Source organism: Rhodanobacter sp. B04 (assembly GCF_002001125.1).
Taxonomy (GTDB): domain Bacteria; phylum Pseudomonadota; class Gammaproteobacteria; order Xanthomonadales; family Rhodanobacteraceae; genus Rhodanobacter.
Genome location: NZ_MUNV01000005.1, coordinates 117,991 through 129,576 on the forward strand (window position 1 = coordinate 117,991; position 11,586 = coordinate 129,576).

General features: G+C 66.1%; 12 protein-coding genes and 1 tRNA gene. 5 read left to right on the forward strand and 8 right to left on the reverse strand.

Going from position 1 to position 11,586, the window contains the following annotated elements:
* Window positions 1–3: 3 nt before the first annotated feature.
* The 7 genes from B0E46_RS00585 to rsmD form a co-directional block, all read right to left on the reverse strand.
* The gene (locus B0E46_RS00585) at window positions 4–1,038 is read right to left on the reverse strand and encodes a TMEM43 family protein (RefSeq protein WP_077553770.1); all 1,035 of its coding nucleotides are present in this window, start codon (window positions 1,036–1,038) and stop codon (window positions 4–6) included.
* On the reverse strand, window positions 1,035–1,907 hold the full coding sequence (locus B0E46_RS00590; protein ID WP_077553771.1) for an MBL fold metallo-hydrolase: 873 nt from the start codon (window positions 1,905–1,907) through the stop codon (window positions 1,035–1,037). Before B0E46_RS00590 ends, B0E46_RS00585 begins: the two co-directional genes overlap by 4 nt.
* 17 nt (window positions 1,908–1,924) lie before the next feature.
* Window positions 1,925–3,649 carry a gamma-glutamyltransferase gene (gene ggt / locus B0E46_RS00595; protein WP_077553772.1) on the reverse strand — a complete coding sequence of 575 codons (1,725 nt, stop codon included), beginning with the start codon at window positions 3,647–3,649 and terminating at the stop codon, window positions 1,925–1,927.
* A complete protein-coding gene (locus B0E46_RS00600; RefSeq protein ID WP_077445244.1) occupies window positions 3,646–3,906 on the reverse strand; it encodes a YfhL family 4Fe-4S dicluster ferredoxin in 261 nt (86 codons plus the stop codon). Before B0E46_RS00600 ends, ggt begins: the two co-directional genes overlap by 4 nt.
* A gap of 153 nt (window positions 3,907–4,059) precedes the next feature.
* Window positions 4,060–4,563 (reverse strand): hypothetical protein, encoded by a 504-nt coding sequence (locus B0E46_RS00605; RefSeq protein ID WP_077553773.1) that lies wholly within the window; start codon window positions 4,561–4,563, stop codon window positions 4,060–4,062.
* A complete protein-coding gene (gene coaD, locus B0E46_RS00610; protein WP_077553774.1) occupies window positions 4,556–5,095 on the reverse strand; it encodes a pantetheine-phosphate adenylyltransferase in 540 nt (179 codons plus the stop codon). The genes B0E46_RS00605 and coaD overlap by 8 nt, the downstream gene beginning before the upstream one ends.
* A 39-nt stretch (window positions 5,096–5,134) precedes the next feature.
* A complete protein-coding gene (gene rsmD, locus B0E46_RS00615) occupies window positions 5,135–5,716 on the reverse strand; it encodes a 16S rRNA (guanine(966)-N(2))-methyltransferase RsmD (RefSeq protein WP_077553775.1) in 582 nt (193 codons plus the stop codon).
* Window positions 5,717–5,790: 74 nt separating this feature from the next.
* Between rsmD and ftsY the strand changes: the two genes are divergently transcribed.
* From ftsY to B0E46_RS00640, 5 genes are all read left to right on the forward strand, one after another.
* Complete coding sequence (ftsY, locus tag B0E46_RS00620) at window positions 5,791–6,909, forward strand: signal recognition particle-docking protein FtsY (protein WP_077553776.1); 1,119 nt, start codon at window positions 5,791–5,793, stop codon at window positions 6,907–6,909.
* A 17-nt stretch (window positions 6,910–6,926) separates the two neighbouring features.
* Window positions 6,927–7,991, forward strand: coding sequence for an AsmA family protein (locus B0E46_RS00625; protein ID WP_077553777.1), 1,065 nt, complete (start codon window positions 6,927–6,929; stop codon window positions 7,989–7,991).
* Entirely contained in the window at window positions 7,988–9,034 is a 1,047-nt protein-coding gene (mutY, locus tag B0E46_RS00630) for an A/G-specific adenine glycosylase (protein ID WP_077553778.1), read from the forward strand. Before B0E46_RS00625 ends, mutY begins: the two co-directional genes overlap by 4 nt.
* A gap of 69 nt (window positions 9,035–9,103) precedes the next feature.
* Complete coding sequence (locus B0E46_RS00635) at window positions 9,104–9,382, forward strand: oxidative damage protection protein (RefSeq protein WP_077553779.1); 279 nt, start codon at window positions 9,104–9,106, stop codon at window positions 9,380–9,382.
* A gap of 83 nt (window positions 9,383–9,465) precedes the next feature.
* A tRNA-Phe gene (locus B0E46_RS00640) sits at window positions 9,466–9,541 on the forward strand.
* 376 nt (window positions 9,542–9,917) lie between these two features.
* Here the strand turns inward: B0E46_RS00640 and B0E46_RS17595 are convergent.
* Complete coding sequence (locus B0E46_RS17595) at window positions 9,918–11,051, reverse strand: RHS repeat protein (protein ID WP_168171103.1); 1,134 nt, start codon at window positions 11,049–11,051, stop codon at window positions 9,918–9,920.
* Between the last annotated feature and the right edge of the window lie 535 nt (window positions 11,052–11,586).

Sequence of the window (11,586 nt, forward strand, 5' to 3'; positions counted from 1 at the left end):
TCTTCATTGCATGCGCTGCAGCCGCCAGATCGCGATGCCGAAGCCGAGCAACGCCAGCACCAGCCACGTGCACAGCATCAGCGCATCGCGACCCAGCCACAGCACACTGGCCACCGTGCCCACCGCCAGCGTTCCCAGCGCCAGCGCCAGCAGCACGTCGCGGCGATCGCGCTGCGTCACCAGCAACAGGAACGCGCCCAGCGCAGCCAGCAGCACGGCCAGCACTTGCTCGATCACCACGTACTGCGGCGGCACCGGCAGGTCGGGAAACACGTTGATCAGCGGCACGTTGCCGATCTCCACGTCATAACCCTTGCCATCGGCCGCATCGACGGCAGGCACCAGCCGATCGCCGTCGACACGTGCGATGACGGTGACCTCCTGCAGCGGCACCGCTTCCCAGCTCACCCGCAGATCGCCCAGCCGCGGATCGCCCGGATGCGCGCTGGTCACCAGGTAGTCCTGATACGCGCTGAAACTGGCCGCCAGGTTCTCCGGCAAAAGCTTCGGGTCCGGCGTGACCTGCTCCGACCCGGGCAAGGCATGCAGCAGCGTCGGCGAAAACTTGAAACCGCCCAGCTGCACCAGCCCGGCATCGAACTGCTTGCCGCTCAACGGGAAGCTGGTGGGGTTGAGGTGCCCGGCGGGCTGCGCGAAATGGCTGGCGTCGAGCGGCCGGTCCACCCAGTCCAGTTCGTAGTGCACGATGTCGCCGATGCGGATCTCGCGCCACTGGAACATCTCCACGTGGCGCACCAGCACCGGCGTGCTCACCCGCTGGTTGAAATCGGGGTCGAGCGGCGCCTCCACCACCTTGGGCGTGCCGACCAGCCGCACCATGCGGCCGTGCTGGCCGGCCTGCGGTCCCGCATCGCGATCGAGGCTGACCACTTCGCCGCCATGCCGTTCGACCGCCGTGCGATAGCTGAGCTGGCTACGTGTCGTCATCGCCACCAGGCCGATGCCTGCAAGCACCAGCAGCGCGCCGACGATATTGCATGCCATGCCACGCACGGACATCCTGCGGGTCAGTTTCATCGAACGGCTCCCGGCATGACGGGGGATGCCCCGCACAACTCGCGCTGTTCGTCGGCGGTGCCAAAGCGGCCGCGTTCGTCGCGCGTCACCCGCGCCAGCGCGCAGTCGTGATCGTGGGTGAAGAACAGCCGCACCTCGCGCGCCAGCTTGTCGTCCAGGAATGCACGCTTCTCGTCGATCAGTTTTTCCGGCCAGCGGTCATAGCCCATGGTGATCGGCAGATGCACCCAGTAGCGGCCGGGAATCAGATCGGCGCAGAACACCACGCCGGCGACCTCGGCCAGCATCAAACCCGGCGTATGGCCGTCCGAAAAACCGAAGCGCACGGTCTGACCCAGCGTCTGCGAATACTCGCCCTCGACCAGCTCCAGTCGCCCACTGTCCTGCAGCAGCTGCTGCAGCTCGGGAATGAACGAGGCTCGATCGCGCGGATGCGGCTTGTTCGCCCGCCGCCAGTGTTCGGCACCCACCACGAAACGCGCGTTCGGGAACAACAGCCGTGCCGACTGGCCTTCCTCCCATGCCGCGAGCAAGCCACCGGCATGATCGAAATGCAGGTGCGAGAGCACCACGACATCGATGTCCTCGTGGCTCAACCCTGCGGCAGCCAGCGAATCCAGCAGCACATGCTGCGACTCCACCACGCCGTAACGTTCACGCAGGGCCGGCTCGAAGAACGCACCGATGCCCGTCTCGAACAGCACATTTTTGCCATCAAGGCCCTTCGCCAGCAGGCAGCGGCAAGCCAGCGGAATGCGGTTCTGCTCATCCGGCGCAATCCAGCGCGACCACAGCGCCTTCGGCGCATTGCCGAACATCGCGCCGCCATCGAGCCGCTGCGAGTTGCCCAGAATCGAGAACAGTTCCATGCGCCGACCTCAACTGACTACTGCACCTTGCCCAGGCCGGATGGCCGGCGCGGATCGCTGGCTGCATCGAGCTGGTTGGTCTTGCGATCCCAGGTAACCACGTTCATGAAGCCCCACGACTCGCGCGGCTTCAATGTATAGCCCATCCGGGTCAGGGCGTCGCTGGTCGCCGCATCGAAGGTGGCTTCCTCGACATTGACCACATCCGGCATGTACTGGTGATGGAAGCGCTTGTGCGCGGCGATCTGCTGCGCGCTCTCGCCGTCGATGAAATGCAGGATGCCTTCCAGCACCTGGGTGATGATGGTCGAGCCGCCGGGCGAGCCGATCACCGCGGTCCGCTCGGCGCCGATCACGATGCTCGGCGACATCGAGGACAGCATGCGCTTGCCCGGCTGCGGAGCGTTCGCCGTACTGCCGAGCAGGCCGTAGACGTTCGGCTTGTTCGGCACCAGTGCGAAATCGTCCATCTCGTCGTTGAGCAGCACGCCGGTGCCTTCGGCCACGAAGGTGGAGCCGAGGATGTAGTTCACCGTGGAGGTGATCGAGGCCATGTTGCCGTCGGCATCGATGATCGAGAAGTGGGTGGTGTGCATGCCCGGCTCCGATGCCTCGGCGCGCGGCAGCATCGACGAAGGCGTGGCCTGGTCCGGCAGGATGCCCTGGCGCAGGCCGTCGGCGTAGTACGGCGACAGCAGCATGTCCAGCGGCATCTTCACGAAATCCGGGTCGCCGAGGTAATCGTTATGGTCGCGGAACGCGCGGCGCATCGCCTCGACGATGGTGTGCACGCGATGCGCCTGGTCCATCTTCGACAGGTCGAAGCCGGACAGGATGTTGAGGATCTCGGCGATCGCCACGCCACCCGACGACGGCGGCGGCGCGGTGACGATGCGGTAACCGCGGTAGTTCACCACGATCGGCGCGCGCTCCTTCGCCCGATAGCCGGCCAGGTCGGCCAGCGTCCAGTTGCCGCCGGCGGCACGCACCGCGTTCACCAGCTTCTGTGCCGTCTCGCCGCGATAGAAACCGTCGTTGCCATGTGCCGCAATCAGCTCCAGGGTGCGCGCCTGATCGGGGTCGCGCCAGGTCGCGCCCTCGGCGGGCGGCTTGCCGCCCGGCAGATATTTGGCGGCCGAAGCCGGCCAGCGCTGCAGGTCCTGTTGCACCTCGGCGATCGTTCCGCGCAGGCGCGCATCCGGCTTGAAGCCGTTACGGGCTATCCGGATCGCGGGCGCCAGCGACTGCTGCAACGGCAGCCGGCCGTAGCGCGTGGCCAGCAGGACCAGGCCGGCCGGTTCGCCGGGAATGCCGGCCGAGAGCGGCCCCTTCAACGCGGCATCGCGGTTCGGGCTGCCGTCGGGATTGAGGTAATCCTTGCTGTTCACCGCCGCCGGGGCGGTCTCGCGCGCATCGATGAAAACATCGTGGCCATCGTTGGCCCGATGCAGCACGGCCATGAAACCGCCGCCGATACCGGAACTCTCCGGCTCCACCACCGACAGCGTGGCGGCCACGGCGACCGCCGCATCGAACGCGTTGCCGCCCTTGGCCAGCACCTCGAGGCCCGCATCGGTGGCGAGGTAATTCGCACTGGCGATCGCCGCATGGCCGGGGCGCTGCTGCAGCTGCACGGAAGGCGTCGGCGCAGTTTTCCTCGGCACGCCATCGGCCGCAAACGCCGCACTGCCAACCAGCAGCAGGCTCAGGGCCAGCACTCGCCCATGCAGGGAAACGCTCATGCCGCAGACTCCTTGGCCATCAGGTGGCGGTACTTGAGATCGAGCTGCTCGTGCGACTCGACATGCGCGGGGTCGACGATGATGCACTCGACCGGGCACACCTCGATGCATTGCGGTTCGTCATGGTGGCCGATGCACTCGGTGCACAGCGCCGGGTCGATCACGTAGAACTCTTCGCCCAGCGAGATCGCCTTGTTCGGGCAAACCGGTTCGCAGACATCGCAATTGACGCAGGTGTCGAGGATTTTCAGGGACATGGCAGTCGATACTACATGCCGGGCATGCAGAGCCCGTGACAGGGGGACGGGGGCACATCCCGAAACGACGGTTTCGCGGGGATGCGCCCTCACCCTGCCTCTCCCCGGCGGGGAGAGGGGAAGTGTGGCCGCGCCAGGCGCGGCCGGTACTTTTTACATCGCGACGAAGCGGATGGTGGCGCCGGTCGGCTTCAGCGCGTCGGTGACGCGCTGTTCGTCAGCCTGGTCGCCGATGAACAGGACGATCACGTCCTTGAACGAACCCGGCTTGGCATCCTTGAAGGCAGCCACGACCAGGTCGGCGGTCTTGCCAGAATCCGGGCCGCCGAAGACCAGCATGTTGCCCGGCAGCACGCCACGTGCCACGGTGTCCTGCACGGTCTGCAGCTGGCGGTCGTTCTGTGCCTTGGCGTCGTCGGTGAGGCCGGCCGTCACCATGTAGGCATACGGCTGGTTGGCCTTCATGCCCTGCATGTTCTTCTGCACGATCTGGCCGAGGTAGGCGTTCCACCCCTTCGAATCGTTCGGATCGGTCGGCTTCGGTGCCTGCTGCACCTGCGCCTGGGCGTTGTCCTGGTCGTCCTGCGACTTGTTGCAGGCGCTCAGGCTCAGGCTTGCAGCCAGCGCGACGGCGGCAATGAGAGCGAACTTACGCATGGTTATCACCTTCTGTTTCGGGTTGCTTGTTGAAGCCGGGGCGGCTTTTCTGCCAGCGCTGACGCATGGCCTGTTGCACCGCCGGATGCACGAAACCCGAGATATCGCCGCCGAGGCGGCCGATCTCGCGCACCAGCGACGAGGATATGAAACTGTATTGCTCCGCCGGCGTCAGGAACAGCGTTTCCGCCTGCGGGATCAGATGCCGGTTCATGCTGGCCAGCTGGAACTCGTATTCGAAATCCGACACCGCGCGCAGGCCACGGATGATCACCCCGGCGCCGACCTCCTCGATGAAGGTGGCCAGCAGGCAGTCGAAGCCGCGCACCTCCACGTTCGGCAGATCGGCCAGCGCCAGCCGCGCCAGGGTGATCCGCTCGCCGATGCTGAAACCGGGCCCCTTGCTGGAACTGTCGGCCACCGCCACGATCACCCGGTCGAACAGCGGCGCGGCGCGCGTCACCAGGTCGGTGTGACCGTTGGTGATCGGATCGAACGTGCCCGGATAGATGGCCAGGCGGGGATTGCCCAAAGGTTTGCTCACGGATCGAGGGTGGCAGTCAAAGTGGGCCTAGCTTAACGGAACCGGGCGCCGATAGAGCGCAAAACGCACCTCGCCGGCCTGCCCCTCGCGATGCAGCTGCCAGTTCGACGGCAACGCCGGAGCACTGGCCCGCGGCGACTCCACGTAGATCCATGCCGGCAGGGCCAGCCAGCCGCCCGCCTCCAGCTGCTGCGCCAGCGTCGCCCACAAGTCCAGCGCGAACGGCGGGTCGAGAAACACCAGATCCGCCGGCTGCGCCGCGCCCTGCAGGAAGGTCCCCGCCGCGGCGACCGCCACCTGGCCGCCCGCGGCCTTCAGCCGGCCGAGGTTGTCGCGCAGGGCGCGCGCCGCCTGCGCATCGCGTTCGACAAACTGCACGCCGGCCGCACCGCGCGACAACGCCTCGATGCCCAGCGCTCCGGTGCCGGCGCACAGGTCCAGGCAACGTGCACCGCCGATCACCGGCGCCAGCCAGTTGAACAACGTCTCGCGCACGCGCTCGGCGGTAGGTCGCAGGCCCGGCAGATCCGGCACGTCGAGCCGTGAATTGCGCAGGTTGCCGCCGATGATGCGGATCCGCCCCGGCGCGGCACGGTGGCCCCCGCTCAAGACGGCCAGCCCTCAGCGGCCAGTTTGGATGGGAGTGTTAGCATGCCGCCCATTGTCTTTGAATCACGCCTGCAATGCTCAAGTTCTGGAAGAAGAAGCCTGCCGAGACGGCCCCGCCGCAACCTGCCGCCACAACGGCGGACGATGTGGCTGCACCCGCGATTTCCGAGACGGTTACGGCGCCCCCGATCGAGCACGGCCAATCCGCCGCAGCGGCCACGGCACCGACCATCGCAGCCACAGCACCCGAGCCTGCAGCGCCGGCCAAGCGCGGCTGGCGCGAGCGGCTGTCCGGCAATGCCTTCGCGCGCGGCCTCAGCTCGCTGTTCGTGCGCCATCCGAAGCTCGACGACGACCTGCTCGACGAGCTGGAAACCACCCTGATCACCGCCGATGTCGGCATCGAGGCCAGTACCGATCTGGTCGAAAGCCTGCGCAAGCGCATGCACAAGCGCGAGTTCGCCGATGCGCCGGCCTTGCTGGCCGCGCTGCGCGAGGCGCTGGTCGCCCTGCTCAAGCCGGTCGAGCGACCGCTGGACGTGCGCGGCAGGCATCCCTTCGTGGTGCTCACCGTCGGCATCAATGGCGCCGGCAAGACCACCACCATCGGCAAGCTGGCCCGCCGGTGGCGCGACGAGCGGCATGCCGTGATGCTGGCCGCCGGCGACACCTTCCGCGCCGCCGCCGTCGAGCAGCTGAAGACCTGGGGCGAACGCAACCAGGTGCCGGTGATCTCGCAGGGCCAGGACGCCGATGCCGCCAGCGTGATCTTCGACGCGCTGCAGGCGGCGCGCTCGCGCGGCACCGACGTGCTGATCGCCGATACCGCCGGCCGCCTGCACACCCAGGGCGGCCTGATGGACGAACTGGGCAAGATCGCCCGCGTACTGAAGAAGCTCGACGCCGACGCGCCCCATGAAGTGCTGATGGTGATCGACGGCACCACCGGCCAGAACGCGGTGAACCAGGTGCGCCAGTTCCGCCAGATCGTCGGCGTCACCGGCCTGGTCGTGACCAAGCTCGACGGCACCGCCAAGGGCGGCGTGGTGTTTGCGCTGGCGCGCGAGTTCGGCCTGCCGATCCGCTTCGTCGGCCTCGGCGAAACCGCCACCGACCTGCGCGTGTTCGAGGCCGAAGCCTTCGTCGACGGCCTGCTGCCGGCCAGCCTTGGCGACGGGCAAGGCCATGACTGAAGCGCGGGGCTGAGCCGGTGTCGCGGCGACTGCGGCTGATCCTGCTGCTGCTCGGCAGCCTGTTGCTGGTGACCGGGCTTGTCGCGGTCACGGCCGTCTACCTGCTGCTGCAGCCGGATCGCTTCACCGCCATGCTGCAGTCCCAGGTGCGCGACGCCGGGTTGGAACTGAGCCTGGCCAGCCCGGCCAGCCCCACCCTGTTCCCACGCCCGGCGCTGGAGCTTTCCGGTATCACGCTCAACGCCCGGGGCGCCAATGCGCCGATCCTGCTCGCTTCGCGCGGCCGGCTGGCGCTGCCCTGGCAAACCGTGTTCGGCGGCGCGCCGGTGATCACCCGGCTGGAGATCGATTCGCCGCGCGTCGATCTGGATGCCCTGCAGGACTGGCTGACCGCCCTGCCCGCGCAGCCGGCCGGAACCCCGCCGAACATCCCGCGCATCGACACCGGCATCAGCATCAGCCGCGGCAGTGTGGTGAGCGGCGAGCGGCTGCTGCTCGGCAATGTCGCACTCGAAGCCGGCAGCCTCATCTCGGGCCAGCCGTTCCCGGTCAGCGTGTCGGCAACCACCGCCGCCAATACGCCGCTGCAACTGCGCCTGTCCGCCACACCGCGAATCCAGGGCAATACCCTGGAGCTGGACAACATCGAACTGCATCTGTCGCAAGGCAGCGCGATGACCCTCGCCTTGAACGGCAGCGCGCACTGGCATGGCGCCGCGGACGCCTCCGCCAGCCTCGCCGGCAAGCTCGACCATGCCGACGCCGGGCAATACGACATCTCGCTGAAGCTGACCCCGGCCGACCAGGACAATCCGCTGCTGCTCGCGCTGAAACTGGACGGCCCCGACAACCACGCCGACATGCGCCTGCCGCCGCTGGAACTGGCGCACTGGTGGAGCCAGCTCGGCGACGAACAAGGGCCGCAGCTGACCGTGCCGCCGGGCAGCGGCCATGCGGAAATCTCCAGACTCGAAACCGATGGCATCCGCATCGAGGGCCTGACCCTGCAGGCCGGCGACGACGTGCCCGCCTCCGCCAGCAGCACCGCAGCAGCCCGACCGGCAGCCAGCAAGAAACCATGACCGCCACCGTGAGCAAACGCCTGCTGCGCTGGTACGACCAGCACGGCCGCAAGGACCTGCCATGGCAACACCCGCGCGATGCGTACCGCGTATGGCTGTCCGAGGTGATGCTGCAGCAGACCCAGGTCGCCACCGTGATCGGCTACTTCGAGCGCTTCGTCGGCGCACTGCCCACCCTGCGCGATCTCGCCGCGGCCGATGAAGACAGCGTGCTGGCGCTGTGGTCCGGACTCGGCTACTACCGCCGCGCACGCTTCCTGCACCGTGCCGCGCAGATCTGCGTCGAGCAGCATGGCGGCGAACTGCCGCGTGACTTCGATGCTCTGCATTCACTGCCCGGCATCGGCCGCTCCACCGCCGGCGCGATCCTGGCGCAGGCATACGGGCTGCGCTTCGCGATCCTCGACGGCAACGTCAAGCGCGTGCTCGCGCGCTATCACGGCATCCACGGTCATCCTGCCGAATCCGCAGTGGAGAAGCAGCTGTGGCAACACGCCGAAGCGCACACGCCGGTCACGCGCGTCGCCGACTACACCCAGGCGATCATGGACCTGGGCGCCACCGTCTGCGTGCGCTCGCGCCCACGCTGCGAGTCCTGCCCACTGGCCGGCGATTGCATCGCCCATCGCGACGGGCTCACCGCACAGCTGCCCACCAGCAAGCCCGGCAAGCGCATCCCCACCCGCAGCACCGTCATGCTGGTGCTGCGCGACCGGCAAGGTCGCGTGCTGCTGGAGCGGCGCGGCCCGCAAGGTGTGTGGTCCGGCTTGTGGAGCCTGCCCGAAGCGACCGATCCGGATGGCGCTTGGCGCATCGCGCAGCAGCACGCGCAGATCGACGATGCCCAGGCGCTCACTCCGTTCACCCACGTGTTCAGCCATTATCGGCTGGACATCGAACCGCTGCTGTTCGACCGCGCGACGGCACAACGCAGCATCGCCGACAATCCGCACATGCGCTGGTGCAGCTTCGAGGAACTCGCTTCGCTCGGCCTGCCCGCACCAGTGCGCAGCTTGCTGTTGCAGATCAACGATGCCGGTTGAGCGCATGCTGCAAGCTTCGTCTCTCAATCCGGTCGCGCCTGACCCGCGCCGCCGACAAGGAACCAGACCATGAGCCGCACCATCCACTGCACCAAGCTCGGCATCGACGCCGAAGGCCTCGACTTCGCCCCCTGGCCCGGCCCGCTCGGCCAGCGCATCTACGCCGAGATCTCCAAGCCCGCATGGCAACAGTGGCTGGCCCACCAGACCACGCTGATCAACGAATACCGGCTCAACCCGCTCGACCCCAAGGCACGCAAATACCTTGGCGAGGAGATGGAGAAATTCCTGTTCGGCGGCGACTTCGCCAAGGCCGCCGGCTTCACCGCGCCCGACACCGAGTCTTGACGAAACGCCGCGCATTCGGTCTAATGCGCGGCTCCACGCATCATCCGCAACCATCGCGGCTGTCGCGTGGTTACAAGGTTTCCGGCCGAGTAGCTCAGTTGGTAGAGCAGGGGATTGAAAATCCCCGTGTCGGCGGTTCGATTCCGTCCTCGGCCACCATGTATATCAACGGCTTGCAGCGATGCAGGCCGTTTTCGTTTCTAAAGTAAATACTCTCGGTTGCCGCTCGGTTGCCATTCGCTAGAACCTCGACGCCTCCTCAACATTCCGCACTCGCTTTGTATCTAGAATCGGAAGTTAGCCGGGTGGCACTGCGCCCTATGCTCTTGAGATTCCGGCACAGTTTGGCGAGATGCTCCAGCATGTTTAGGCAAACCTTGCTTTGAGGTGTTCCCTATTGAGCGCAATGCTAGAGCAGTCCTAGCGTGGTGGGCTAACCAACCCCATGCATGGCCTTAAGTCCATGTATAGCGCCAAAAAATCTGTATTTAGGTCAGCAATATCCCGCAACGTATCCGTTGCCTCATCACACTACTTAGGATGGCTTGACAGGTTCGGTACGCGGCCCGGTGCTGGACAGCAGCAAGCCGACCAGCGGGCAGCCGCTGCCAACGGTATCGCAATAGGAGTAGGTCCAGCGCCGTACGCCGGCCGGCGGCGTGCCGGTGGCGGCACAGGCGTACGACGCGGCCGCGGCCACGCTCATGTCGATGGCGCACTGGGCCAGGGCCTGTCCGCGCGCGTTATAAACCCAGTCGGTCTTGGTGATGATGCCGTAGCTGGAGTTCAGCCAACGCCGTTCGGTGGGTACATGGAAGGTATCGTTCCAGTCGGTCTGGATCGGTCTCGGCGTGGTGCTGGTCGAAGCTTCGACGCGGCCGGTTTCCATGCCGTCGCCATCGTGCTGATAGGTGGTGACGTTGCCGTTGTAATCGGTGGTCTGATTCACCAGGCCGTTGAAGTCATAGGCCCAGGCGCTGATGGATGAACAGGCCTCGCAGGTGCCGTTGACGCTGGTGACATTGGGCACACCCAGGAACGTGGCGAAGGCATGGTGGCGTGACGTGCCCAAGGGATCGAGCACATCGGCCGAGCCGTCGCTGTTGTAGCCGATGGTGTACGAACCCACGCCCCCAGCCAGCTGGTTGTTCGTGGCCTGGCCGGCCGCGTTGTAGCTGTAGCTCATGTAGCGGACGTTGTTCTCGTCGACGATGCCGGTGAGCAAGCCCGGTGTGGTTGCACCACCGCTGTAGGCCGACTCGTTGTAGAGGTAGGTCAGTACGCTCGTGTCGGGATAGGTCACCGTGGCGAGGTCGCCGGCGCTGTTGTAGCCGTAGCTGTAACTCCCGCCATCGGGCGCAGTGACGTGATTGATCAGACCGCTGCTGTTGTAGGTCAGCTGGATCGTCCGCTGCGAAGCGTCGGTGACCGTGATCAGGTAGCCCGGACCGGGCGCGACGGACGCAGGCGTGCTGGTCGTGCTGTAGGTCAGCGTGGTGGTGAACCCGTCCTGGTACTGGATGCTGATCAGGTGACCGGTGGCGTCGTACTGCTCGGTGCTGCGCGTGTCGACGCGCTGTAGCGTCCAGCCGGTGGGACTGCCGCTGGTGTTGGTCTGTTCGGTCAGCGCATCCGGAATATCGGGTTCGCCCGCCCATGCGCCGCTCATCAGCGAATACGTACTGACCCGACCATCTTCGCGAGTGACGGTGACTGTTCCTTTGCCTGCCGTGCCAGGAACATAGCTGATGTGGCTGGAGTAAGCGTGACGCCAGTGCTGGCCGAACGTATCGACGCCGGCGCTGGGATCGCTGTTGTAATAACGATCGAACTTCAGCCAGTGACCGGCGTGGAAATCCTCTTCACGACGAAAGACGTTGCCTGTGCCAACGTCGATGGGGTCGGCGGCGCAGTTGCACTTATTGGGGGAGCCGTTGGCTTTGCCGGAAGAAGGTGCAGTCGGAGGAGGACACCACCAAGTATTGCCGCCGCCATAGTTAGGATTGCAGATACCTTGTGCGGTATTGCACACTCCAAGCACCCAAGCTCCTTCCAGGTGTCCATCCGCGGGAGAGCTATTGATATAGACGTGACATGGGGCAGTAATTATCAAAGTCGGATATTGCGATTCAACCAACGGCACCATTTGAGTTTGACAGTGGTTTTCAGCGCCACTGTATGTTTGCCCGCTAGTGATGCCGGGT

What these genes read in the sequence shown, in the direction of transcription:
- B0E46_RS00585 (WP_077553770.1), bottom strand. Translation starts at nt 1,038, where the DNA reads ATGAAACTGACCCGCAGGATGTCCGTGCGTGGCATGGCATGCAATATC.
- B0E46_RS00590 (WP_077553771.1), bottom strand. Translation starts at nt 1,907, where the DNA reads ATGGAACTGTTCTCGATTCTGGGCAACTCGCAGCGGCTCGATGGCGGC.
- ggt (WP_077553772.1), bottom strand. Translation starts at nt 3,649, where the DNA reads ATGAGCGTTTCCCTGCATGGGCGAGTGCTGGCCCTGAGCCTGCTGCTG.
- B0E46_RS00600 (WP_077445244.1), bottom strand. Translation starts at nt 3,906, where the DNA reads ATGTCCCTGAAAATCCTCGACACCTGCGTCAATTGCGATGTCTGCGAA.
- B0E46_RS00605 (WP_077553773.1), bottom strand. Translation starts at nt 4,563, where the DNA reads ATGCGTAAGTTCGCTCTCATTGCCGCCGTCGCGCTGGCTGCAAGCCTG.
- ftsY (WP_077553776.1), top strand. Translation starts at nt 5,791, where the DNA reads ATGCTCAAGTTCTGGAAGAAGAAGCCTGCCGAGACGGCCCCGCCGCAA.
- mutY (WP_077553778.1), top strand. Translation starts at nt 7,988, where the DNA reads ATGACCGCCACCGTGAGCAAACGCCTGCTGCGCTGGTACGACCAGCAC.
- B0E46_RS00635 (WP_077553779.1), top strand. Translation starts at nt 9,104, where the DNA reads ATGAGCCGCACCATCCACTGCACCAAGCTCGGCATCGACGCCGAAGGC.
- B0E46_RS17595 (WP_168171103.1), bottom strand. Translation starts at nt 11,051, where the DNA reads ATGAGCGGCGCATGGGCGGGCGAACCCGATATTCCGGATGCGCTGACC.